The organism is Tolumonas osonensis, assembly GCF_014202415.1.
In the GTDB taxonomy this organism is placed as follows: domain Bacteria; phylum Pseudomonadota; class Gammaproteobacteria; order Enterobacterales; family Aeromonadaceae; genus Tolumonas; species Tolumonas osonensis.
Window position 1 is genome coordinate 89,586 of record NZ_JACHGR010000007.1, and the last position, 24,680, is coordinate 114,265.

The 24,680-nt window shown below is 50.9% G+C and carries 18 protein-coding genes; 6 read left to right on the forward strand and 12 right to left on the reverse strand.

Features of this window, described 5'->3' with window-relative positions; all coding sequences use genetic code 11:
* The first annotated feature begins 16 nt into the window (after positions 1-16).
* Entirely contained in the window at positions 17-2,128 is a 2,112-nt protein-coding gene (locus HNR75_RS10760) for an LssY C-terminal domain-containing protein (protein WP_246358892.1), read from the forward strand.
* A 20-nt stretch (positions 2,129-2,148) separates the two neighbouring features.
* Complete coding sequence (locus HNR75_RS10765) at positions 2,149-2,538, forward strand: diacylglycerol kinase family protein (RefSeq protein ID WP_188026977.1); 390 nt, start codon at positions 2,149-2,151, stop codon at positions 2,536-2,538.
* A gap of 9 nt (positions 2,539-2,547) precedes the next feature.
* Here the strand turns inward: HNR75_RS10765 and HNR75_RS10770 are convergent, their stop codons facing one another.
* A complete protein-coding gene (locus tag HNR75_RS10770) occupies positions 2,548-3,912 on the reverse strand; it encodes a hypothetical protein (RefSeq protein ID WP_188026978.1) in 1,365 nt (454 codons plus the stop codon).
* Positions 3,909-6,455 (reverse strand): DUF2339 domain-containing protein, encoded by a 2,547-nt coding sequence (locus tag HNR75_RS10775; protein WP_188026979.1) that lies wholly within the window; start codon positions 6,453-6,455, stop codon positions 3,909-3,911. Before HNR75_RS10775 ends, HNR75_RS10770 begins: the two co-directional genes overlap by 4 nt.
* Before the next feature lie 248 nt (positions 6,456-6,703).
* Here HNR75_RS10775 and msrB point away from each other — a divergent pair, with 248 nt between their 5' ends.
* Entirely contained in the window at positions 6,704-7,780 is a 1,077-nt protein-coding gene (gene msrB, locus HNR75_RS10780; RefSeq protein ID WP_188026980.1) for a peptide-methionine (R)-S-oxide reductase MsrB, read from the forward strand.
* Between the two features lie 14 nt (positions 7,781-7,794).
* On the opposite strand, the gene HNR75_RS10785 is transcribed toward msrB, so the two are convergent.
* From HNR75_RS10785 to HNR75_RS10800, 4 genes are read right to left on the reverse strand one after another with little or no spacing between them, the layout of a single operon-like run.
* Positions 7,795-8,403 carry a CDP-alcohol phosphatidyltransferase family protein gene (locus HNR75_RS10785; RefSeq protein ID WP_188026981.1) on the reverse strand — a complete coding sequence of 203 codons (609 nt, stop codon included), beginning with the start codon at positions 8,401-8,403 and terminating at the stop codon, positions 7,795-7,797.
* The gene (locus tag HNR75_RS10790) at positions 8,396-9,043 is read right to left on the reverse strand and encodes an ATP-binding cassette domain-containing protein (RefSeq protein ID WP_188026982.1); all 648 of its coding nucleotides are present in this window, start codon (positions 9,041-9,043) and stop codon (positions 8,396-8,398) included. Before HNR75_RS10790 ends, HNR75_RS10785 begins: the two co-directional genes overlap by 8 nt.
* A gap of 1 nt (position 9,044) precedes the next feature.
* Positions 9,045-10,706 (reverse strand): ABC transporter permease, encoded by a 1,662-nt coding sequence (locus tag HNR75_RS10795; protein WP_188026983.1) that lies wholly within the window; start codon positions 10,704-10,706, stop codon positions 9,045-9,047.
* Positions 10,679-11,860: an ABC transporter substrate-binding protein gene (locus tag HNR75_RS10800; protein WP_188026984.1), complete on the reverse strand. Its 1,182-nt coding sequence runs from the start codon at positions 11,858-11,860 to the stop codon at positions 10,679-10,681. The genes HNR75_RS10795 and HNR75_RS10800 overlap by 28 nt, the downstream gene beginning before the upstream one ends.
* Positions 11,861-11,944: 84 nt before the next feature.
* On the opposite strand from HNR75_RS10800, the gene HNR75_RS10805 reads away from it, so the two are divergent.
* On the forward strand, positions 11,945-14,104 hold the full coding sequence (locus HNR75_RS10805) for an FAD-dependent oxidoreductase (protein WP_188026985.1): 2,160 nt from the start codon (positions 11,945-11,947) through the stop codon (positions 14,102-14,104).
* A gap of 107 nt (positions 14,105-14,211) precedes the next feature.
* On the opposite strand, the gene HNR75_RS10810 is transcribed toward HNR75_RS10805, so the two are convergent.
* Positions 14,212-14,412 carry a hypothetical protein gene (locus HNR75_RS10810; RefSeq protein ID WP_188026986.1) on the reverse strand — a complete coding sequence of 67 codons (201 nt, stop codon included), beginning with the start codon at positions 14,410-14,412 and terminating at the stop codon, positions 14,212-14,214.
* A gap of 175 nt (positions 14,413-14,587) precedes the next feature.
* Here HNR75_RS10810 and HNR75_RS10815 point away from each other — a divergent pair, with 175 nt between their 5' ends.
* On the forward strand, positions 14,588-15,064 hold the full coding sequence (locus HNR75_RS10815) for a hypothetical protein (RefSeq protein ID WP_188026987.1): 477 nt from the start codon (positions 14,588-14,590) through the stop codon (positions 15,062-15,064).
* 107 nt (positions 15,065-15,171) lie between these two features.
* Here HNR75_RS10815 and gldA read toward each other — a convergent pair whose 3' ends face one another.
* Positions 15,172-16,278, reverse strand: coding sequence for a bifunctional L-1,2-propanediol dehydrogenase/glycerol dehydrogenase (gene gldA, locus HNR75_RS10820; RefSeq protein WP_188026988.1), 1,107 nt, complete (start codon positions 16,276-16,278; stop codon positions 15,172-15,174).
* 653 nt (positions 16,279-16,931) lie between these two features.
* Here gldA and rimO point away from each other — a divergent pair.
* Positions 16,932-18,260: a 30S ribosomal protein S12 methylthiotransferase RimO gene (gene rimO, locus HNR75_RS10825; protein WP_188026989.1), complete on the forward strand. Its 1,329-nt coding sequence runs from the start codon at positions 16,932-16,934 to the stop codon at positions 18,258-18,260.
* 94 nt (positions 18,261-18,354) lie between these two features.
* Here rimO and HNR75_RS10830 read toward each other — a convergent pair whose 3' ends face one another.
* The 4 genes from HNR75_RS10830 to recJ form a co-directional block, all read right to left on the reverse strand.
* Positions 18,355-19,947 carry an ABC-F family ATPase gene (locus HNR75_RS10830; protein WP_188026990.1) on the reverse strand — a complete coding sequence of 531 codons (1,593 nt, stop codon included), beginning with the start codon at positions 19,945-19,947 and terminating at the stop codon, positions 18,355-18,357.
* Positions 19,948-20,006: 59 nt separating this feature from the next.
* Positions 20,007-21,548: a lysine--tRNA ligase gene (lysS, locus tag HNR75_RS10835; protein ID WP_188026991.1), complete on the reverse strand. Its 1,542-nt coding sequence runs from the start codon at positions 21,546-21,548 to the stop codon at positions 20,007-20,009.
* Positions 21,549-21,565: 17 nt separating this feature from the next.
* Positions 21,566-22,664 (reverse strand): peptide chain release factor 2 gene (gene prfB / locus HNR75_RS10840; RefSeq protein WP_188026992.1). Its coding sequence is split into 2 segments (ribosomal slippage): positions 21,566-22,588 and positions 22,590-22,664, totalling 1,098 coding nucleotides; the frame shifts between segments, so codons are not numbered across the junction.
* A 263-nt stretch (positions 22,665-22,927) separates the two neighbouring features.
* Positions 22,928-24,655: a single-stranded-DNA-specific exonuclease RecJ gene (gene recJ, locus HNR75_RS10845; protein ID WP_188026993.1), complete on the reverse strand. Its 1,728-nt coding sequence runs from the start codon at positions 24,653-24,655 to the stop codon at positions 22,928-22,930.
* Positions 24,656-24,680: the final 25 nt, after the last annotated feature.

Consider the following 24,680-nt stretch of genomic DNA (forward strand, 5'->3'; position numbering starts at 1 on the left):
CCGGTAAGGACCGCACATGGCAGCAGATATCATCAGTCGCCTGTTTGCACTCACAGACCTCTTTCTCAGCGGTGGCTACTGGATTGCTTTTCTTGCAGCCTTTCTGGATACCACTCTGGGTATCAGTCTGATTATTCCGGGGTCATTCATTCTCTTCCTGTTGGGTATTTTGTCCGCCACCGACCATTTTGATGTTCATACGCTGATCGGATTTTCTGTTGCCGGTACTCTTCTCAGCGACAGCCTGAATTACTATCAGGGAAAGCGATATGGCAGCCAGAGGCAAAAACCGCAAGGCAGACTGTTTAAACTGATCGATATGGAGCAAACCCGGCTGTTTGTGAAAACCTACGGCTTGAAGGGGCTGTTATTCGGTCGCGTTATTCCCGGAACGAAAGAGAAAACCGCGTTTATTGCGGGAAATTCAGATATCAGCAAAACCGGTTTTATGCTCTGTGATTTTTCCGGGGCGATTGGCTGGGTTCTCATTTGTCTGCTGAGCGGTTACTTCTTTGCGCACTCCGCCAATCTGGCCGAGTTATGGCTATCCCGTGCCGGTCTCTTTATTCCGTTTGCCTCCGCGTTTGTATTCTTCACGCTGGTTTTAAAATGGATCGTCATAAAAAAGGGAGAACGATTATTACATCTCGCGCATAACATTCTGCACGCTTTAAAAATCATGGTAATAAAAAACAAACGCATGATTTCATGGGCAAAACAGCATCCCGGACTGATCGCTTTTATCAGCGCCAGAATGGACAGTGCCGTTTTTACCGGCCGGCCTTTGTCTATTTTTATACTCGCTTTTCTTTATGTCACAGCATTGTTTGCCGGCATCGTTGAGGACTTTATTACATCTGATGCGATTACGGCGGCAGATATCCGTATTGCCTACCTGTTTTATCTTTTCAGAAATGACACGCTGACGACGTTTTTCACCTGGATCACATTGCTTGGAAAAGCAGAAATTATTGCCGTGGTGGTGACGACATCCATCGCCATCCTGTTTGTCTGGCATAAAAAATATCTTATCTACCCGTTTCTGGTTTCAACGCTTGGCAGTCTTTCATTTACCTGGCTGGGGAAACTGGCTTTTCAGCGGGCACGGCCCGAATTCGCGGTTTATCTGGAAAACTCCTTCTCATTTCCCAGTGGTCACGCCACGATTGCCGTCGCAATTTATGGCTTTCTCGGTTATCTGTTTGTCCGTTCCACGCATGACTGGTCGCATAAGGTAAATATCTTTTTTGCAACTGCTGTCCTTGCACTTTTGCTTGGATTTAGCCGGGTCTACCTCGGTGTTCATTATATCAGCGATATCTGGAGTGGTTATCTGGTCGGTGCAATGTGGCTGATCATGGGCGTTACGCTCTCTGAATGGCTCAGACACACCAGTTCCGCGCGTTCTGTCCGGCTTGCCACCAGTAAAAAGCGTTTTATTACCGTGGTATTAGTTATCAGTGCGCTGCTGTTTTATGGCGCTTTCGCCAGCCACTATCATCCGCCGCTTTTATCACCCCCGGTTAAAAGCGCACTGGTTATTACCGAAGACAGCCGGATATTTAAAACGGAACAGCTTAAATATACGGAAGACCTTATTGGCAGAAAACAGGAACCGATCAGCTTCATATTCATCTCAGCCAATAAACAAACGCTTATTTCGGCATTACAGAAAACCGGCTGGACGTTAATTGATCAGGCTGATATTTCGTCATTCACAGAGTCAATAAAGTCGTTGATATCAAAAGAGGCTTATCCTGCGGCGCCGATTTATCCCTCTTTCTGGGATGCCCGGATTCAGGATTTCGCTTTCAGAAAGCTAACCAATGCCAATTGGCTGAAAGATTCACATTACCTCAAAATATGGCATACGAATTATAAATCGCCGGATGAAAAAGAACTCTATGTCGGCATGGTCAGTGCGGACAAAGGCTTTAAATGGGGAATTATTCCGGTTATCACCCCCGATTTAAATGCCGAAAGAGAGCAGCTCTATCAGGATTTACTGCAGATGAACAAGGTCTCGGCCAGTCTGAAAATACAAATCCGAAAATCAGAGATTGGCTATAACTTTACCGGCGATCCGTTTTTCAGCGATGGTTATATTTATGTGCTTTCGCTGCAATAACAGTAACAGGAGACAACAACATGTCTTTAACTCATCAGCCAGAAACCTTTTCCGTCGCCAAAAGAGTACAGAGTATCCGGCATGCCGTACGAGGTGTCACCGAGATGCTGAAAAGCGAACACAATGCCTGGGTGCACTTGTTTGCCACGGTCTGCGTTGTTTTAGTCGCTGCGGTTCTTTCCGTCAACGCGACGGAATGGTGTTTTCTGATCCTGGCGATCATGGCAGTCTGGGTTTCGGAAGCACTAAACACCGCCTTTGAATTCCTGTGTGATGTCGCCTCGCCCGACTTTCATCCGTTAGTAAAAAAATCCAAGGATGTCGCGGCCGGTGCCGTACTGTTAAGTGCAATCGGTGCAGTGATTATTGCGCTGATTATTTTTGTGCCGCACATCGTCTTACTGTTATGACCCGGGTCATTACTTGATCCGTCCGGCGACCCGGAACAGGATCCAGCCCAGAACAATCACCATGACTCCGATCATTAACCCCAGAAACAGCCGACTGTTCAGAAAGGCCGGCAACATCAGTCTGTCGTCTGTCCTTTCAGAAACCACCGCAGGATCCAGACTGGCGGCGGTACCCTGATACCCCCGACGCAAAAGTGCCTCGATGGAGGCAACCTCATACCGTGGCGCATCTGCCCTAGCGGCGCCATATTTCAGTTGGTAAGTATGCTCAGGTTGAGACAGGAACACTAACTGATAACGGGGACCGATACCGGTTATGCCTTTAATCGTCAGCGGCGGGTTATCCAGATCTTCAATCACGATCCGGTAATTTTTTTGCCTTTGTTCAGGAAAGGAAACCGTCGTGTTATCAAGACTGAGTTCCCCGAAATGTAACGCCTCCAGCCGGGTGCTGGCGATCGTGCGCATAGAAGATGCCGTACCACGGGATGATGGAACCCGGAGCGTAGCCTGACGGCTAAAGTTGGCGGTATCAAACGTCAGTTTAAAGCCATTCAGCGGCAACTGATTGCCTTCAATATCCACCAGCGTGGTTTTCTGCCTGGTATCCTGAGTGACGGTAAATTGACTGATCGGATAATCAAAGCGTTGCTCTGTTTCCGGCAAGTCCTCTGTTTTACTGTGCCAGAAATCAATCCGTTCAATATGCAGCGGTCGCTGATGCAATGCGATCTGTTCACTGCGTTTCAGCGCTTCACCGTCCTCTCTGGTCTGTGTCAGCAGCATTAACTCGCCGGCACGGCTCTGCACTGGCTTGGCAATAATGATCCTGAAATGCCGGAACGTGTTGGCCGGTAAAGCGATGTCCCGGCTGCTGAAATTCATGAAGCGGGAATAGTCATAGATCAGCCCGTTATCCACCAGTAATTGCCAGTCCCGCGCGTCATCCGAGCCAAAAATCTGCAGTGAATATTCAAAATCCCGCTGGTTGGTCACCACGGTCAGGCCATCTGCTGTTTCTGCTGTATCCGCTTTTTTGTCTAATTCCAGCCTGATCTCGATTCCCTCTTCGCCGGATTTCTGCAATGTCTGGGTTTTACTGCTGACTGGCAAATGTTGTGTGACGGTTTTACGTTCGGCTATTTTCTGCAACAGATAAGGCGTTTCGGCACCGGTTTGATCGAGCAGACGCAGATCATTAAAACCCGGGGTACTGGCGGCATAAACAGGCTCATCCAGCGAGACGGCCAGCAGTTGCTGCTGCGCTGACTCCGGATAATGAATCTGCCGGCTGAACTTATTCGCCGGGAGCTCTGCCGCAGACGCCAGTAAAGTGGTCACAAGGCCGCAAAACAGCACGATTTTGTTCATCATGATGGTTTCTCTTTATCCGTCTGGCTCTCCACCTGCCCGGCAAATGTCTGACGATAGCGCATATAAAAATAAGCACCGAACAAGACCAAAATCCCCAGAACGATGAAGGCCAGAATGCGGTAAACCTGTTCCAGTCTGGCCAAATCGATGAAGAACACCTTCCAGGCCACCAGCGCAAACAGCCCCAGCCCCGTCATGCGGAAAAGGGAGATCCGGCGTTTAATACCATTGAATACCAGACTTAAGGCAAACACGGACCAGAGAATGGAAACACCACCGGAACGTAATCCCGGCACATACTGATACAGCATGGAGTTGATTTCTAACGTCAGGAATATAAACAGTAGAATCAGCGCCGCCCCACCCAGCCCCGCTCTGATGTTGTCATCTATCCCGGGTTTATCTTTCAGCCTGATCAAGGCAAACCATAAAAACGCGATGGGGGCAGCGAAATCCAGCAACCGCATCAAGGCAAGTTCAAAGGAATAAATCCCGCCATAGCGGATCGTCCAGCCAGCGTCATTCACCGCAAACTGCCCCATGATCAGATCCCACGACAGCAGGTCAAACAGAAGAACCTTCAGCAAAATGCCGGCCATCAAAAGCACCAAGACCAGCAACAACCAGTCCGCCGGCTGACGCAGATAACGTTGCAGGAAAAAGAGGCCGGCCCCGACCCACACCAGTGTCACCACCGGCATTTTCAACGGCGGATACAGATATCCGAAGCTGCGGTACAGCTCCAGTTGCAAGATCAGAAATAACAGGCCGGCCGCGACAATCAGCGCTGCCGGTAACAACCGGGAACGGTCATACAGTAAAGGAATATCATTGCCGGCTTCGCAGGTCAGTGCCGATTCCGGCGCCGGATGCTCCGTCAGACGGTAGGCCAGTCCCAGCGATATCACCGGAATACCAAAGCGAACGAGACGTTCCAGCAGGCCGAGGAGATAGTCACCAAACGGCATCTCGTTGCTGAACGCCAGCACATACTGGTCAGGCAGATCCGAAAACACGAGCCGGATCAGCACAACCAGATACAACAAAAAGGCGAGCTGCTGTAAGAAAGCACTGCGGATTTTTCCGGCCATCCACAGCATGATCAGCGCCTGCAACGACCAGCTGACGGTCACCCACTCTCTGGACAGCAAGATCGGCAGCGTGATCGTGACAAAGAATGCGGAAAGCCCGATAAAACTCAGCAATAACTCCCGATCAACCACATGCCGGGAAAGACAAAAATAGATATGTCCCACATAAAACGCCGCCAGGGATACCGTCAGCAAGGCGACCCATATCTGCCCATATGCCGCATCAATCATATGGTAGGCCGTAGCAAAAAAGAGGGCCGCATTGATGATCAACGCCAGCAGATCCAGCAACGTGGATTTCACCCGGTTCACCAGACAGAACAGGAAAACCATGGTGGAATACATCACAAAGAAAGCAGTCAGAAACGGCAGGACACGCCAGAAATCACTGTTCTGATAACTCTGCATTGCACCAAAAAACAGCAGGTAGTTAAAGACAAAACCCAGAAAATTCAGCAAATACCACTGCTTGAACCAGTTGATTGTCAGAATGCCGCAACCTAGTAACAGCATATAACTGAATAAACCAATGAAATTGACCTGTCCGGTCGACAGTAAAAGCGGCGTGCAATAACCACCGATAATGGCAAAAATAGCGACCAGTACCGAATCCAGCCGGACCGCCAGTACCGCCGCACTCACGGTGACCAGACTCATCAGCAGAAAACTTAAATAAACATCCAGCAACAGATAAAAACTGAATGCGGCAAACACACTGAAATAAAGCACGGCAATACCACCACCGAGCAGCCCCTGACTCAGCAGATGATATTTACCGTTCACCAGACGCACTCCGCCGGCCATCATGGCGACCCCGGTCAGGACAGATAAGGCCACTCTCGCCTGTTCACCCAGCAAATCATTATCAATCGAGTATTTAAGAAAGAATCCGATGCCGCATACCAGGATCAACACCCCGATACGCAGCAACCAGTTACTGGCAACCGCGTATTCCATGCTGGTGCCCTGGGGCCGGTGACTTTCCCCCACAATGATCCAGTTCCAGATTTCCCGGAGGATCTCTCTTGCCGCTGTTTCAAAACGACCCGGCGTGGCGGGTGGCTGCCGGACTGGCAGTTCAAATTGGGTTGCCTGTTCAGATTCGGCGGGTTGCTCAGATTCTGGGGGTTGTCCGGGCTCTCGTTGCTGCACACCCAATGACGGGGGAATAACAACAGGCACCACCGCTGACTCTGGTATCTTTTCCGCGGCAAATTGCGATGTTTCTGGTGTTATGGGTTGGGATGATTCAGGCGCAGCCGGGGTTAAACGTTGTGATAATTCATGGAGTAGTTTTTTATTTTCATTCAGCCTGAACTCAATATTCCCCAGAGAAAATCGGATTTCATCCTGCAGTTGTTTTTGCCGGCTCCTGAGCTCATACAACATAAATATGATCACCAGCGGCGTAACGAGCAACAACAGAATAGCTAAGACAATGAATCCTTCCATGGAAAACCCCAGGCTGATTCAGCTAAAACAGACGATATCTACTGAGAAGAATAGTCGATCGAGAACAGACTTGCTGTAGCTGTCACAGACAAAACGCCGGTGACACAGCGTTATCGTAATAACGTCGTTTGGGGGTGATCTTATTTCCTACCTCGCTACGTTTATATCATTTAAGAACCATTTTCATTGGTTTGTAGTGCATCAGCAAATGATGTGTTAATGCCGGCTGACAGCTGGAGGTAAGTAATATGAAACGTGTTCTTAAATACTCTGGTCTATTAGCTATGCTGCTTTTAGCCATCAGTTTTCCTGCCGCCACCGAACAAACCAAAACGCCGGCAGTTCCGGAGACATCATCCGGCACAACAGAAAAAGCCATGTTCGCCGGCGGCTGTTTCTGGTGCATGACCGGCCCGTTTGAAATATTCAATGGGGTGATCTCGGTCGTGTCCGGTTATGCCGGCGGCACCACTGAAAATCCGACGTATGAAAATTACGGCCGGGGTGGTCATACCGAGGTGGTGCAAATCACATATGACCCGAAACTCGTTACTTACAACCAGTTGCTCAACACCTTCTGGCATCAGATCGACCCGACCGATGCGGATGGTCAGTTTGTCGATCGAGGGCATGAATATATCTCGGCCATTTATGTCTATAACGACGAGCAAAAACAGTTGGCGCAACAATCCAAAGAACGGCTAGCGAACAGCGGTATTTTCAGTCAGCCGATTGTGACTGAAATTCTGGCGGCTCCCGCATTCTGGCGCGCGGAGGAATACCATCAGGATTATCACAAGAAAAATCCGATCCGTTATAAATACTACCGCTCACGCTCCGGTCGTGATGATTTTCTGCATAAAACCTGGGATGGCATCTGGTTTGATCCTACCGGGACACAGCCAAAAGTGGATCTGAAAACGCAGTTGACGCCGCTGCAATACAAGGTTACGCAGGAAAACGGCACTGAACCGCCTTTCGATAATATCTATTGGGATAACAAGAAACCCGGAATCTACGTTGATATTGTCTCCGGCGAACCGTTATTCAGTTCAACCGATAAATTCGATTCCGGAACAGGCTGGCCAAGTTTTACCAAGCCACTGGTGGCGGGCAACATTACCGAAACCGAAGACAACACGCTGTTTACGACCCGCACTGAAGTGCGCAGCAGACTGGGTAATTCTCACCTCGGACATGTCTTCCCGGATGGTCCTGCCCCTACCGGTTTGCGATATTGCATGAACTCTGCCGCGCTGCGTTTTATTCCGGCCGAGAAACTGAAAGAAGCAGGTTATAGTGAATATGAAAAGTTATTTAAGTAATAGCCAGTCTGCTGTTACGGCGTAAAAATCCGTATGCCTGTGGCAATCCGGGAAATGATTGTCAGCAGGCATAACGCCGCAAAACCATACGCCAAAACCGGGAACCAGGCGGGAAACAGACACATCACGACAAACAGCAAAATCGTTTCCGTGCCCTCGGTCAATCCACCCAGATAATAAAATCCCTTATCCGGGTATTCCATACTGGTTATCCCCCGTTTCGCGGCCAGCACCGCAAATGCCAGAAACGAACAACCGGTACCGACAAAACTATAAATCAGCGTGGCGGCGGCCAAGGCATTTTGCTCCGGCGCAGCAAATGCAAAGGCTAGCGGGATCGCGGAATAAAAAAGAAAATCGAAAACACTATCCAGAAAAGCGCCCCGATCCGTGGGACCGGTTAACCGGGCCATGGTACCGTCCAATCCATCCGCCAGACGATTGAGCAGGATGCTGAGTAGTGCCCATATCGTATGTCCGGTGATGATCAGGGGGACTGCCGTTAACCCGGCAATAAAACCGGCTACCGTCATCTGATTGGCCGTGATGCCGGATGCGAGCAGCCCGGATGCTATTTTTTGCAATGGCTGACGGGCCGCAGTAATCAGCTGACGATCAAACATCGGTAGTACCTCCATGGCCAATTTCAATGACTAAACCGCCGGGCGGTATGTCAGCGGGATCGTGCGTCACCAGCAAAGTCGGGATCTGCAGATGGTTGATCCGTTCATAGACAAACGCCCTGAATTGTTGCCGCAAGACGGTATCCAGTTTTGCAAACGGTTCGTCGAGCAGCAGCGCTTCCGGTTCGGCCAGTAACGCCCGCAACAAACTCACCCGCGCTTTTTGCCCGCCGGATAAGGTCGCCGGATCCCGATCATGAAAACCGGCCAGCCCGACGTCAGCCAGTGTCTGATCTATCTGTTTCCTGCGGGCGGAACGCCCTGAAAAACGGGGCGGTAACGCATAAGCCAGATTTTGCCCGATGCTGAGATGCGGAAATAACAGATCATCCTGAAACAGAATGCTGATATGCCGCTTTTCAATAGGCCATTGATCACGACGAATACCATTCAGCCATAATTCGCCACTGGCCGTAAATGCAGAAGGCAGATCGCCAATCAGCCAGTTCAGCAGCGTCGATTTTCCTGAACCGGAAACGCCCATCACAGTGACGATCGCCCCGGCCGGGACCTGCAGACTGAAATCAGCCAGAATGACGTTCGTTCCCAGCGAGAGATTCAGCTTCTTGATTTCCAGCATATCAGCACAACCCTTTTCTGTTACGGCTTAACCAGACAGGCAACCAGGCCGCAATCGCAAACACCACCAGTGGCAACAATATCTGCAATAATGCCTGTACCGCCAGCACTTGCCGGCTGCCACCAGCACTCAGCGCGATGGCTTCGGTCGTCACCGTATTAAACCGGCCCCCACCAGCGAAAAGTGTCGGTAAATACTGCGCAACACTCACTGAAAAACCGATCGCCAGTGATGCCATGGCTGGCCGGAATAACATCGGCCATTTCACGGTCAGACAGGCGGTTAAACGTGAAAAACCCAGCGCTCTGGCCGTCGTGAGCAGGCGGGGATCAAAAGCCTTGTACGGCCCCACCAGCGTTAAAATCATATAGGGTAAGACCCAGACCAGATGACTCCAGACTACACCCGCGCCGGTACCATCCAGCCTCAGATGCAATAAGGCGGCATATTGTGCCGCGATCAATGGCATAGCCGGAATGATCAGAGGGATATACAACAAGGCGTTGTAGCGTTGAGGTCCCCACTCCAACCAGCACAGCGTGATCGGCAGACAGAGAATACAAGCAAGAATACCCAGCCATAACGTAGTGAAAAACGGTTCAAAACTGGCCTGCAACCAGACCCGGAAGGTGAGCTCTTCCGGCCATAATTGCGGGAAAAACCAGGCTCCGGCCAATGACCAGACTGCCAGGAACAGCAACACCAGATGCCCCATTCCAAAGATAAGCGGGTGTAACGACAAAACAAACCGGCTAGACACCGACTGACGATGACCAGAGGGATACGGAGAGAAAACCAACCGGCAGCGCCATAATCCACGGCCAGCGACCACCAGACAGAGCAATAATACAAGCAAGACTAACGCCGCCGCCTCGCCTTGTGCCTGCATCATCTGTGATGGGTTGGTCAGCCATTGTGAAATCAGGACTGCCAGCGTGGGGGGATTGGTCGGCCCCAGAATCATCGCCATATCGACCACCGACAAACCATATGCCAGTACCGCAACAAAGGGCCAGCCCAGCCGCGGCATTAATTGCGGCAACAAAATAAACCACCAGACCTGCACCGGGCGGTAACCCAGGGTGCGGGCCAGTGTCATTTGCCGTGAAATGGCCTGCTCACTCAATACCGCAAACAACACCCACAGCATAAAACCGCACTCTTTGACGGCTAATGCCAGCGCCAGTGCAATGCCATAGTCATCGTGCACGGTGATCCAGCCGGGAGGTGAAATCCAGCCGGTGAACTGTGCGATCGCCCGGGCGATCCAGCCGGAAGGCGCAATCAGAAAGGAAAACCCGATGGCGAAGGCAACATGCGGAATGGAAAGAAACAGCGGCAGGCGCTGCTGGATCCGCCACCAGCGATGCCCCGGATAGCATTGTACCGCAATACCGAGTGCCATCAGCAACGCCAGTACACTCCCCAGTAGTGCGGAGAAAAGCGTTGTCCTCACGGCCTCCGGCCACTGCGGATCCTGCCACAGCGCCAGCCAGACATCCCACTTGAATACAGGCTGCAACACCCAGAATAATCCGGGCAGCAACGGAGAAAAAACCAGCAACACCAGCAATATCGCTATCCACGGCGCGATTGAAAAATACCGGTGTTGCATTCTTCCCGGCCAGTTAGCTTTCAGCGAAAGCCATAACGTTTTAACCACTCGGCCTCCAGTGCATCCACCCAGCTTGCATGGGGCTCAACAAGTACCGGAACATGTTCGGCCAGGCCACCCGGTGCCGTTATGCCAAATAGGGATTGCATTCCTTTGGGTAGTTTATTGCGATCCAGAACGCTGCCATCGCCCCAGATTTTGATGTCTGCTTTACGCGCTTGCGCCCGGGGGGATAACAGAAAGTTGGCAAACACCATCGCCCCGGCTTTCGCCTGGGCATTCACCGGTATCGCCAGAAAATGCACATTGCCAATCGTGCCGTTCGTGAAACCAAAACTGTATGCGGTCGGCGGTAACTGCCGGTTAGCAATCAGATTAGCCGCCTCATTCGGGTTAAACGTCAGTGAAAGCTTCAGCTCTTTGTCTGCCAGCATGCGATGCATCTCTTCTGCACTTGCCGGAAAGGCTTTACCGTTACGCCAGAGATACGGGTGCAACTGATCCAGATAGGCCCACAACGGTTTTGTGACCTCATTGAATGACGCTGACACGGCTGGTTTTTGCAGTAAGGCAGCATCCGGAACGAGCTCAAGCAATAACTGTTTGAGGAATGTCGTCCCGTGAAAGTCTGGCGGTTTCGGATAGGTCACCTGCTTCGGGTTATTTTTAGCAAAAATGAGCAATTCCGCAGCAGAACGTGGCGGTTGCGGCGTTTGAGTTTTATCGGCAATAAAGGTTAACTGCGCCGTTCCCCAGGGGCTTTCTAATCCGGCTGTAGGCTCAGAAAAATCGACCTGTACCGGTTTTTGCAAATCAACATATCTCCAGTTCGGGATCTGCTCTGCCCAGGGTCCGAACAACAAATGTGCCTGCTTCAGGATCCGGAAGTTCTCACCGTTAACCCACAACAGATCGACTGATCCGCCCTCTTTTTTACGCCCTGCGACAACCTCGGTCTGTATACGCTTCACTATCTCTGCCGTATCAGTCACCTTGACGTGCTTAACCGTCAAACCATATCGCTGTTTTACCTCAGCCGCGGCCCACGCCAGATAGTTATTAGTCGCCTCACTGCCTCCCCAGGCATTGAAATAAACCGTCTGATCCTTTGCCTGAGCCTCAATCGTTGACCAATCATCCAGCGCATTAGCCTGGGTCATAAACAGACATGCAACTAAACCGGAAAGCAGAGTAAATTTCATCGATCCCTCCGAGGCATTCAATACGTATTAACTTTTATGCGTGTAATTCGACTATAGCTACATATCACCCAAGAGAGCGCCTGAATGAAAAAAATCGTGCTTACCGGAGCCATAGTCCTCGTTATAACGGCCTTTTTTCTTTTCGATCTGAACGCCTATCTGACATTGGACGGGCTAAAAAGCAGTCTTGCTGAATTCAGACACTGGCAGCAGCAATCTCAGCTTTTAACCGGCCTGCTCTTTTTCCTGTTATACGTAGTTATTGCGGCCTTTTCTCTGCCGGGGGCGGCGATTATGACCATCGCGGCTGGTGCCTTATTCGGTTTGCCCTGGGGGACGATCATCGCCTCCTTTGCTTCGACTTTAGGTGCCACACTAGCCTTTCTGACGGCTCGCTATCTGTTCCGGGACATTGTTCAAACCCACTTCAGCGCACGCTTAAAAGCCATCAATGCAGGCATAGAACGTGACGGTATCTTTTATCTGTTCACACTGCGTCTGGTACCTATCTTCCCCTTTTTTCTGGTGAATCTGCTTGCCGGGTTAACGCCGATTTCTGTCAGAAACTTTTACTGGGTCAGTCAGATCGGCATGCTGGCAGGTACGCTGGTGTATGTGAACGCCGGTACACAACTGGCGCAGCTCACCGGATTACCGGGCATTCTGTCACCCGACTTACTGGCATCCTTTACCTTGTTGGGATTGTTTCCGTTACTGGCAAGACGTCTTCTGCAGTTACTGCAACACCGACGCGTTTATGCAAAATGGCAACGTCCCTCACAGTTTGATCGTAATTTAGTGGTCATTGGCGGCGGTGCTGCCGGATTAGTCACGGCATATATCGCTGCCGCCGTGAAAGCCAAAGTCACGCTGATTGAGGCCCGCAAGATGGGCGGTGACTGCCTGAACTACGGCTGCGTCCCCAGTAAAGCACTGATCAGGAGTTCCCGGTTGGTGCATCAGATCCAGCATGGTGAGGATTATGGTTTGCTCCGTCAGCAACCCGCGTTCAGCTTCCGCCAGATAATGGCGCGGGTGAATGATGTCATCCGCCGGATAGAACCGCATGACAGCAGCGAACGCTACACCGGCCTGGGCGTCGACGTGCAGCAAGGTTACGCCAGAATAGTGGATCCCTGGACAGTCGAAATTCAGTACAGTGATGGTCACATGCAACGTCTGACCACACGCAGTATCGTCATCGCCACCGGAGCCAAACCGTTCATTCCCCCCCTTCCCGGTCTGGATGAGACGGGCTATCTCACCAGCGACACCCTCTGGGAGGCGTTTTCAAATCGGGATACCCCGCCTGAGCGGTTGGTCATTCTGGGCGGCGGGCCGATTGGCTGCGAATTGTCGCAGTGTTTCGCCCGGCTTGGTTCGCACGTAACCCAGATTGAGATGGCCGACCGGATCATGATCCGGGAAGATGAAGAGATCTCCGCGTTAGCCAAAGCAGCCTTACTGCAGGATGGTGTCGCCGTGCTGACCTCAACCAGAGCGCTGCGCTGTGAACGGGACGGTCTGCGAAAAATCATCGTGGTTGAGCAAAATGGCACAGAGCAAAAAATTGAGTTTGATGAGCTGATCTGTGCCGTCGGCCGTGTCGCCCGTCTGACAGGATTCGGACTGGAAGCATTAGGCATCGAAACACAACGCACCGTGGTGACCAATGAATATCTGGAGACCTTATACCCCAATATTTACGCGGCCGGTGATGTCGCCGGCCCCTATCAGTTCACGCATACCGCCGGTCATCAGGCATGGTACGCCACCGTCAACGCACTGTTTGGTGAGTTCAGAAAATTCAAAGTCGATTATTCAGTGATCCCGTGGGCGACGTTTATTGACCCGGAAGTGGCCCGTGTCGGGCTGAATGAACAGGAAGCCAGAGAAAAAGGCATCGCCTGTGAAATAACCAGATTCAATCTTAATGATCTGGATCGCGCGATCGCCGACAGTGCCACCCAGGGGTTCATTAAGGTGCTGACCTCACCCGGCAAAGACAACATCCTCGGTGTCACCATTGTGGGTGAACATGCATCCGACCTGCTGGCAGAATTCACGCTGGCGATGAAACACAAACTCGGGCTGAACAAGATCCTCGGTACCATTCATATTTATCCGACACTTTCGGAAGCCAGTAAATATGTAGCCGGCGAGTGGAAACGTCAGCATGTCCCCCAACTGTTACTGAAATGGGTGGAAAAATATCACGCGTGGAAACGGGGAAAAGCAGATTAATGCCAGAATTTCGGCCCCGGGTATACAGTCATATCCGGGGCTTTTTTTATCTGATTCAGGCCGTGACAGGTCGGAACTTGCTTCCAGTAGTTGTACTGAGATGTTTGTTATTTGCGGCCCAGCATGGCAGCGCAGATAAAGAATTTGGTATCACCATTCTTGTCTTTACTGATTTTGGCCAGTACACGTTCTTTATCCGCGAATTCCCAGTTATCACTGCGGGATCCCGGAGATTTCACTCCTGAGCACCGGAGATACTCCATAAACAGATGCGCATTCTTAATTTCAGTCAAATGTGAATTCATCATCGCAAATCTCCTCAGCCAATTAATGTTCAGCCAGCATAGGCAGCCATAGTTACAAATGTGTTACACACCGATAGACATTCATGCTTCGACACCAGAGATAATGCAATTCTTGATCCAGTACACATAATTTGTTTTCTGCTATGATGCAGTGCTTTTCTCAAAGGATGAAGACGTTATGACAGATATGAACTACCAGATCCGCCGATGCGCCAAAATCAACTCAGCGGTGTTTGATATCGTATATGAAGATATGTGTCAGAATGACGAGGTGAAAAGCATCCACGCTATCGTGTTGGCGTCTTGCCTTGATAGCAATGGAGACATGAAGCTAAGCCCATGGATCCCTGCCCCGCTGGTTTCTCACGTGCATAAAGATGATGATCTCTGGTTCGTGACGCTGTCCCTGACGCCAATGGCCATGAAATATTTTGTGCATAGCGAAAATACCATCAGCTTTGAATGCCGGATCCAGAACGTGGTCACCCGGATATCATTCAACACAGATCAGTTGATCTGCCTGAACGGTTTGAATGGTAAAGAGCTGGTAGACACACAGCCCTTCCAGTATCTGATCCATGAAGAAGCACTGAACGAGCAACCAGAGCCGCCAGTCAAGAAACGGCCATCGCTCTCTGTGGTTAAAAACGACTGATTCACGGTAAGAAAACAGCTCTCTCATTCCGCATTCAACTTCATTGGAACAAGCCGTTGCGTCCTGCCCGGCCTGTTCCGTTTTGACCGAAATGATATTTACTTCAATCAGCCGGATTTTTTCTTGAGAAAGTTCTGGCCATACTGGTCGGCTGCGATCAGAGCTGCATATACTTTGCCGGTGGTAACCTTGAACGGCATGGCATGAATGGTTTCACCTTCCGCACACGATGCGGCAGCGACCTTCAGCATTTTCTCTTCGATATTGTCTTTAATATCCAGTTGCGCCAATGTGACCGGCAGACCGACTTTGGTACACAGTTCGCAAACGATCTCCAGTTCAGCTTCCGGTGCGTTTTCCAGAATCAGCTGGACCAGGGTACCGAACGCCACTTTTTCACCATGATAGAAGTGATGGGCATCCGGAAGCACGGTCAGGCCATTGTGAATAGCATGCGCAGCAGCCAGGCCGCCACTTTCAAAACCGACACCGCTCAGATAGGTGTTCGCTTCAACGACCCGTTCAACCGCTTCCGTGACCACTTTTTTACCTACGGCCAGCATGGCTTTATGTCCTTCCGCCAGCAGCGTGTCGTAGCAGAGACGAGCCAGACTCATTGCCGCTTCTGTTGATTCACCGCCCGCGATGGTCTTGGCCCGGCTGCGATAACAGGCACGCGCTTCGAAATAGGTTGAGAGCGCATCACCAATGCCCGCCGCCAGTAAACGTACAGGTGCGCCTGCGACGATTTCAGTATCCACTAGGACAATATTCGGATTGCATGGCAGGATCAGGTAGGATTCAAATTCACCCGCTTCGGTATAAATAACAGACAAGGCACTGCAAGGCGCATCGGTAGAGGCAATTGTCGGCGCAATCACCACTGGCACTTTGCTGTAGTAAGCCACCGCTTTCGCCGTATCCAGCGTTTTACCGCCGCCGACACCCACCACCCCGTCACAGCCTTCGTTTTGCAGGATCGTGATCAGTCGGTCGATTTCAGTGCGGCAACATTCACCGTTAAATTTTTGAATGACAAAGTCGGTGTTGCTTTCGTTGAAACTGTCAGACAGCTTGCCTTCGATTAGCCCTAGCACAAACGCGTCCGAGATGACGAGCAATTTCTTTGCATATGGATTTGCGTATTGACCCACGCGGGAAATAACACCTGCCCCCTGAATATATTTACCCGGAGACTGAATAATCTTATCCATGCAATAACTCCTTTCTATAGGGAAATATGAAAATCAGTAATAAGCTGACGTTTAAGTCATCATGTGCACAAATTGATTTTTCCGGGAATACATTGCAATCACATAACAGCGACAATCTCTGGACAATTGTACACACGGAAAACAATAACAGGATAAACAAAATAAAAACAATAATTATCAATTGGTTATAATTATAAAAAATATTGATATTTAGACCTGAATCACATTTAAATGGGAATCAAACAAATCTCCAGCAAATGGCACATATTTCTATGTTGAATTACTATCTGTGTTGTTTTGGTCTGGTTATAAAAACAAAGATTTTTATAACTTTTGCAATAAAGAAACAAAGTTTTTAATTACATGTATTTTATGTAATACATATTCATCATTAATAATGACAAAAATCTGATTTGTTTTTAAAATAGGTAAATAGTTATTATTTGCATGTTGGATACGTCGAACATCGAAATATCGCACGATGTTGATCGCTACCCACCAGCCGGTGTTGCGACCAGTTCTAGTCTTGTTGCCAAAGAAAACCTCGCCTGTTTTTTTCCTTTCTGCCACCAATAAAAGATGTATTCCATATCCCAAAAAGCTATCATGCAGCGTTTTTCTCAACAGCAGAAATTGAGCAATATTTGAACACTATGAATCAGAAAACACAGCCTTCCAAAATCGGTTTTGTCAGCCTCGGCTGCCCTAAAAATCTTGTCGATGCTGAACGCATTTTGACGCAGTTACGCACCGAAGGTTATGACGTCGTCAACAGCTACGACAATGCCGAGCTGGTGATTGTGAACACCTGTGGCTTTATCGACAGCGCGGTACAGGAATCGCTGGAAGCGATCGGCGAAGCCCTGCAGGAAAATGGCAAGGTCATCGTCACCGGCTGTCTCGGTGCCAAGGAAGATCAGATCCGCGAAGTGCATCCGAAGGTGCTGGAGATCTCCGGCCCGCATGCGTATGAGCAGGTGTTAAGCCACGTGCATAAATACGCGCCGAAACCAGAACACAATCCGTTCCTGAGTTTGGTGCCGGAACAGGGTGTGAAACTGACACCTAAGCATTACGCCTATCTGAAAATTTCCGAAGGCTGCGACCATCGTTGCACCTTCTGTATCATCCCGTCCCTGCGTGGTGATCTGGAAAGCCGCACCATCGGTGAAGTATTAGGCGAAGCCAAACGCTTGAAAAATGCCGGTGTAAAAGAAATTCTGGTTATCTCTCAGGATACCTCTGCCTATGGTGCTGATGTAAAACACCGCACCGGTTTCTACGAAGGCTCACCAGTGAAAACCAGCATGCTGGCACTGTGTGAAGAGCTGTCAAAAATGGGTATGTGGGTGCGTCTGCATTACGTTTACCCTTACCCGCATGTGGATGATGTGATCCCATTGATGGCGCAAGGCAAGATCCTGCCGTATCTGGATATTCCGCTGCAGCACGCCAGCCCGCGCATTCTGAAACTGATGAAACGTCCAGGTGCGGTAGAACGTACGCTGGAACGTATTCAGGAATGGCGTCGTATCTGCCCGGATCTGACCCTGCGTTCAACCTTCATCGTTGGCTTCCCGGGTGAAACCGAAGAAGACTTCCAGATGCTGCTCGACTTCCTCGAAAAAGCCGAGCTGGATCGTGTTGGCTGCTTCAAATACAGCCCGATTGAAGGCGCGAAAGCCAATGAACTGCCAAATCCAGTACCGGAAGAAGTGAAAGAAGAACGCTTCCACCGCTTCATGGAACTGCAGCAGAAGATCTCTGCCCGTCGTCTGGCCGCCAAAGTAGGCCGTGAACTGGACGTGATCGTGGACGAAGTCGATGAAGAAGGCGCGATTGGCCGCAGCTTTGCCGATGCTCCTGAAATCGACGGCGTCGTTTACTTAAACGGTGAAACCGCTCTGAAGCCGGGTGATATCGTTAAAGTGAAAATCGAAAACGCTGATGAATATGATCTGTGGGGATCGGTGGTTCGATAAGTACCGTCTTATCACTTGTCCGTACCCACTGAATCAGCATAAAAAAAGCCCGGTTCTTTCCAGAGCCGGGCTTTTTGTTATCCGCAGAACGGGCTTATTCAATACCCTGACTACGCAGATAATCTTCGTAGTTACCACCGAAGTCGATGATCTTCTCAGGCGTGATTTCCAGGATACGGCCAGCCAGTGAGCTTACAAACTCACGGTCATGCGATACGAAAATCAGCGTCCCCTGATACATCTCCAGCGCCATGTTCAGTGATTCGATAGATTCCATATCCAGGTGGTTGGTTGGTTCGTCCATGATCAGGATGTTCGGTTTTTCCATCATCAGCTTACCGAACAGCATGCGACCCTTTTCACCACCGGACAGCACTTTGACCTTTTTCTTGATGTCGTCCTGACCGAACAGCAGACGGCCCAGCACGCTGCGCACAGCCTGCTCGTCATCGCCTTCCTGTTTCCACTGGCACATCCAGTCGAATACGGTCAGGTCGGTGTCGAAGTCTTCCGCATGATCCTGCGCGTAATAGCCGATTTTGGCGTTTTCAGACCATTTGATCGAACCACTGTCCGGAGTCAGTTCACCTACCAGCGTCTTGATCAGCGTGGTTTTACCGATACCGTTGGTACCGATGATAGCCACCTTCTCGCCCACTTCCATCATCATGTTGAAACCTTTGAACAGCGGGCCGTTGTCATAGCCTTTGCTCAGGTTTTCGATTTCCAGAATATTGCGATACAGCTTCTTATCCTGTTCAAAACGGATGAACGGGTTCTGACGGCTGGACGCTTTCACTTCTTCAATCTTGATCTTGTCGATCTGCTTCAGACGTGAAGTTGCCTGACGGGATTTAGAAGCGTTCGCGCTGAAACGACTAACGAATGATTGCAGATCCGCAATCTGTGCTTTCTTCTTCGCGTTGTCGGCCATCAGACGTTCACGCGCCTGGGTCGCCGCCGTCATATAGTCATCATAGTTACCCGGATAAACGCGCAGTTCGCCGTAATCCAGATCCGCCATGTGGGTACAGACCATGTTCAGGAAGTGACGGTCATGCGAAATGATGACCATGGTGCTGTTACGTTCGTTCAGCACTTCTTCCAGCCAGCGGATGGTGTTGATGTCCAGGTTGTTGGTTGGTTCGTCAAGCAGCAGGATATCCGGATTGGAGAACAGCGCCTGCGCCAGCAGCACACGCAATTTCCAGCCAGGAGCGACTTCGCTCATCAGGCCGTTATGCTGTTCTACCGGAATACCAACACCCAGCAGCAACTCACCAGCACGCGCTTCCGCGGTATAGCCGTCATATTCAGCTACTTTGGCTTCCAGCTCTGCCGCGTGCATGTAGTCATCATCGGTCGCTTCCGGATTAGCATAAATGCTATCGCGCTCATGGATGGCTGCCCACAACTCGGTGTGCCCCATCATGACCACGTCCAGCACACGCTTGTCTTCGTAAGCGAACTGATCCTGACGCAGTTTACCGATACGCTCATTCGGATCGAGCGCCACGTTACCACCGGTCGGCTCGAGATCGCCGCCCATGATTTTCATGAAGGTTGATTTACCGCAACCATTCGCACCGATCAGGCCGTAACGGTTACCACCGCCGAATTTGACGGAGATGTTTTCAAACAGTGGCTTAGAGCCGAACTGCATGGTGATATTGTTGGTGCTGAGCACGTTAACTTACCTTATAAAAAAACGGCCCCGAGTCCGGAGCCGTGAAAATTCAATCCGGATTACTTGTTGGTCGGACGCAGTGCCGGGAACAGGATAACGTCGCGGATGGTGTGGCTGTTGGTGAACAGCATCACCAGACGGTCGATACCGATACCCTGACCCGCTGTTGGTGGCAGACCATGTTCCAGCGCAGTGACGAAGTCAGCGTCGTAGAACATCGCTTCGTCGTCACCCGCTTCTTTCTGTGCAACCTGTGCCTGGAAGCGTTCCGCCTGATCTTCTGCATCGTTCAGCTCAGAGAAACCGTTCGCGATTTCACGGCCACCGATGAAGAATTCGAAGCGGTCAGTCACTTCCGGGTTTTCATCGTTACGACGCGCCAGCGGAGAAACTGCCGCCGGGTATTCGGTGATGAAGGTTGGCTGATGCAACATGTGTTCTGCAGTTTCTTCGAAGATCGCAGTGATCACATGGCCCAGTTCCCAGCTCTTCATCAGTTCGATGTGGTGACGTTTCGCCACCGCAATCGCGCCTTCCAGCGTGGTCAGCTCTTCCGCTTTCACGTCGTTAGCGTATTTCAGGATAGATTCAACCATGGTCATGCGCGCGAATGGCTGGCCGAAGTCGATCTCGATACCTTCTTCGCCGTCTTTGGCATAACGAACTTTAGTGGTGCCGTGGATATCCTGCGCCAGAGTACGCAGCATCTCTTCGGTCAGATCCATCAGATCATTGTAGTCTGCATACGCCATATAGAATTCCAGCATGGTGAATTCAGGGTTGTGGCGAACAGAGATACCTTCGTTACGGAAGTTACGGTTGATTTCATACACGCGCTCGAAACCACCGACCACCAGACGTTTCAGATACAGCTCTGGTGCGATACGCAGATACATGTCGATATCCAGCGCGTTGTGATGCGTGATGAACGGACGCGCAGACGCACCGCCAGGAATCACCTGCATCATCGGGGTTTCCACTTCCATGAAGCGTTTGCTGTTCAGGAAGTTACGGATACCGTTGATCACCTGATTACGGATCTGGAAAGTCCGGCGTGATTCTTCGTTGGCAATCAGATCCAGGTAACGCTGACGGCAACGCGCTTCCTGATCGGTCAGACCTTTATGTTTTTCCGGCAGCGGACGCAGCGCCTTGGTCAGCAGACGAATGCTGGTAGTGTGCACAGACAGCTCGCCGGTGTTGGTGCGGAACATGTAACCTTCCACGCCAACGATATCGCCCAGATCCCACTTCTTGAACTGTTCGTTGTAGAAACCTTCCGGCAGATCATCACGGGTTACGTAGATCTGGATTTTGCCGCCCATATCCTGCAGGGTCGCGAATGCCGCTTTACCCATGATACGACGGGTCATGATACGACCAGCGATCTTGACGTAATGTTTTTCTGCTTCCAGTTCTTCCTGAGATTTCTCACCGAAGGCTTCGTGCAGATCACAAGCGATCTGTTCACGACGGAAATCGTTCGGGAAAGGATTACCTTTCGTGCGCAGATCGGCCAGTTTGGCGCGACGTTGCGTCATTTCGTTGTTGAATTCCTGAACGTCCAGTTCATTTTCCGGTGTTTGGTTTTGTTCTGACATGATGATTCCTGCTTGGATTACAGCCCTGATTTCAGGCTGGCTTCAATAAATTTGTCCAGATCGCCATCGAGTACCGATTGGGTATTACGGGTTTCCACGCCGGTACGCAAATCTTTAATGCGCGAATCGTCCAGGACGTAAGAACGGATCTGACTACCCCAACCGATGTCGGATTTCGTCTCTTCCAGCGCCTGTTTCTCAGCATTCTGTTTCTGAATTTCAAGCTCATACAGTTTTGCTTTCAACTGCTTCATCGCCTGATCTTTGTTCTTATGCTGGGAACGATCGTTCTGACACTGCACTACCGTATTCGTTGGAATATGGGTAATACGCACCGCCGATTCTGTACGGTTAACGTGCTGACCACCTGCACCGGAGGCGCGGTAGACGTCGATACGCAGATCGGCCGGATTGATGTCGATCTCGAAGTCATCATCAATTTCCGGATAAACGAATGCAGAACAGAAAGAGGTATGACGACGACCACCGGAATCAAACGGTGATTTACGCACCAGACGATGTACCCCGGTTTCAGTACGCAGCCAGCCAAACGCATATTCGCCGGTGAACTTGATGGTGGCAGATTTGATCCCTGCAACTTCACCTTCAGAACATTCAATCAGCTCAGGTTTGAAGCCGTGTGCTTCACCCCAGCGCAGGTACATACGCAGCACCATGTTGGCCCAGTCCTGCGCTTCCGTACCACCGGAACCGGACTGGATATCCATATAGCAATCGGAAGCATCATGATCACCGGAGAACATGCGGCGGAATTCCAGATCTTCCAGCTTCTTCTCCAGCCCTGCCAGTTCCGCTTCAGCTTCATGGAAAGTCTCTTCGTCTTCCCCTTCCACCGCCATAGAGACCAGCAGTTCGATATCTTCGGCACCCTGAGTCAGCGTATCAATGGTATTCACCACGCCTTCCAGTGCTACGCGCTCTTTTCCCAGCGCCTGCGCTTTTTCCGGCTCGTTCCAGACTTCAGGTTGTTCCAGTTCGGCACTTACTTCTTCCAGACGCTCTTTCTTGGCGTCGTAGTCAAAGGTACCCCCTCAGGAGTTCGGTCCGTTCAGACAACTCCTTGAGTTTATTCAATACAGGATTCACTTCAAACATTGAAGGGATTCTCTCTCAGGTAGGATTTATGAAAAACGCGCTATTTTAACGGATAGGTCGGGGAATAAACAGGGTTAATGTGATCAATGCCACGCATCAGATAATTGACTGGTTTAAATCAGGGCGGACAAGGGCGTATCAGCTAAGCTTATTATAGTAGTCAAACAAAGCCGTTCTGCTGACTGCCTCTGTGACTGCCTCTGTGATCGTTCAGTTTTTTGTAAACCGGAATTTTTGCCCTGCCGTAAACGACAGGGCTTTTTTTATCTGACCGCCACCAGCTGTTCCACCAGCAACTGCACGGAACGCTGTCCGCGCCATTCATTGATATCCAGCCGATAGACCAGTTGCACCTGTCCGACAGACGCATCCGGCCAGCGGGCCAGATCCACATTAAACGCGATGGCATCCAGACACGGACCGTTCGGTACTTCGACTTCCATTTTCAGATGCTTGCTGCCCACCAGCCGCTGATGCCGTAAACGGAAAATGCCGTCAAAGCTGGGTTCCGGGAAGGCTTGTCCCCAGGGACCGGCATTGCGCAATACTTCCGCCATCTCCAGGGAAAACTCCTGCGGGAACAGTTCGCCATCGGTCAGGATGGTGCCGGTCAGCTGATCCGGTGTCAGCCAGTCCGCAACCAACGCGGTAAACCGCTCACGAAACGGAGCCAGACACGCTTTCGGTAATGACAATCCGGCAGCCATAGCATGACCACCATATTTGCAGATCAATCCGGGGTGCAACTGATCCAGACGTTCCAGCGCATCCCGCATATGTAATCCCGGAATGGAACGACCGGACCCTTTCAGTTCATCCTCACCTGCCTCGGCAAACGCAAAGACCGGACGGTGATACTGTTCCTTGATACGCGACGCAACCAGTCCGACCACGCCCTGATGCCAGTCATCCTGATGCAATACCAGCGCAGCCGGTAATTCACCGTCAAGCGCTTTCAGACGGGATAATGCCGCCTGCGCTTCCTGCTGCATGTTGCCTTCGATGGCCTTGCGCTCCTGATTCAGCGAATCCATCTGCGAGGCCAGATGACGGGCAATGTGCTCATCATTTGCCAGCAGACAGGCGATACCCATGGTCATATCATCCAGCCGGCCAACAGCATTCAGACGCGGCCCGACGGAAAAACCAAGATCACTGGCGGTCAAACGTGAAAGATCTCGGCCGGCCACTTCGCATAACGCCTTGATACCTGCGCGGCAACGTCCGGCACGGATGCGCTGTAATCCCTGATGAACCAGGATCCGGTTGTTATTATCCAGCGCCACCACATCGGCAACAGTGCCCAGCGCCACCAGATCCAGATAGTCCGCTACATTGGGTGCGACAATATTCTGCTGTGCAAACCAGCCTTGCTGCTGCAGATGACTTTTCAGCGCCGCCATCAGATAGAAAGCCACGCCGACACCGGCCAGATTACCGGAGCCAAACTGACAGCCGGGCTGATTAGGATTCACAATGGCATCCGCCTGCGGCAGTTCCGTGCCGGGCAAATGATGATCGGTGATAAGGACCTTCATCCCCTGCTGACGCGCCGTTTCGACACCAGCAATACTGGAGATGCCATTATCGACCGTAATCAGCAATTCTGCATTTTGCTGCGCGGCCAGCAGGGCAATTTCCGGACTCAGTCCGTAACCATACTCAAAGCGGTTTGGTACCAGATAAGCGACATGCTGAGCCCCCATCGCCCGCAACGCCAGCACCATCAGTGCCGTACTGGTTGCACCATCGCAGTCAAAATCGCCGACAATGACGATCCGTTGCTGCTGTTGCAGTGCGCCGGTCAGCAATGCCAGCGCCTGAGGTAATCCCTTGAGATCCTGAGGTGCCAGCAAATTACCCGCGGAACGATTCAGTTCATCAACATGCTGGATCCCACGACTGGCATAGATCTGTCGTAAACGGGCGGGAATATCGGCAGGTAAAAAGGAGTCATCAGCCTGAGGACGGCGGCGCAGCTTAAACGTCATAGTAAATACTTGTCAGAACAATCAG

Excerpts from the sequence above, each read along its gene's own strand:
- HNR75_RS10760 (WP_246358892.1), top strand. The coding sequence starts at position 17 with ATGGCAGCAGATATCATCAGTCGCCTGTTTGCACTCACAGACCTCTTT.
- HNR75_RS10765 (WP_188026977.1), top strand. The coding sequence starts at position 2,149 with ATGTCTTTAACTCATCAGCCAGAAACCTTTTCCGTCGCCAAAAGAGTA.
- HNR75_RS10770 (WP_188026978.1), bottom strand. The coding sequence starts at position 3,912 with ATGATGAACAAAATCGTGCTGTTTTGCGGCCTTGTGACCACTTTACTG.
- HNR75_RS10775 (WP_188026979.1), bottom strand. The coding sequence starts at position 6,455 with ATGGAAGGATTCATTGTCTTAGCTATTCTGTTGTTGCTCGTTACGCCG.
- msrB (WP_188026980.1), top strand. The coding sequence starts at position 6,704 with ATGAAACGTGTTCTTAAATACTCTGGTCTATTAGCTATGCTGCTTTTA.
- HNR75_RS10785 (WP_188026981.1), bottom strand. The coding sequence starts at position 8,403 with ATGTTTGATCGTCAGCTGATTACTGCGGCCCGTCAGCCATTGCAAAAA.
- HNR75_RS10790 (WP_188026982.1), bottom strand. The coding sequence starts at position 9,043 with ATGCTGGAAATCAAGAAGCTGAATCTCTCGCTGGGAACGAACGTCATT.
- HNR75_RS10800 (WP_188026984.1), bottom strand. The coding sequence starts at position 11,860 with ATGAAATTTACTCTGCTTTCCGGTTTAGTTGCATGTCTGTTTATGACC.
- HNR75_RS10805 (WP_188026985.1), top strand. The coding sequence starts at position 11,945 with ATGAAAAAAATCGTGCTTACCGGAGCCATAGTCCTCGTTATAACGGCC.
- HNR75_RS10810 (WP_188026986.1), bottom strand. The coding sequence starts at position 14,412 with ATGATGAATTCACATTTGACTGAAATTAAGAATGCGCATCTGTTTATG.
- HNR75_RS10815 (WP_188026987.1), top strand. The coding sequence starts at position 14,588 with ATGACAGATATGAACTACCAGATCCGCCGATGCGCCAAAATCAACTCA.
- gldA (WP_188026988.1), bottom strand. The coding sequence starts at position 16,278 with ATGGATAAGATTATTCAGTCTCCGGGTAAATATATTCAGGGGGCAGGT.
- rimO (WP_188026989.1), top strand. The coding sequence starts at position 16,932 with ATGAATCAGAAAACACAGCCTTCCAAAATCGGTTTTGTCAGCCTCGGC.
- lysS (WP_188026991.1), bottom strand. The coding sequence starts at position 21,548 with ATGTCAGAACAAAACCAAACACCGGAAAATGAACTGGACGTTCAGGAA.
- recJ (WP_188026993.1), bottom strand. The coding sequence starts at position 24,655 with ATGACGTTTAAGCTGCGCCGCCGTCCTCAGGCTGATGACTCCTTTTTA.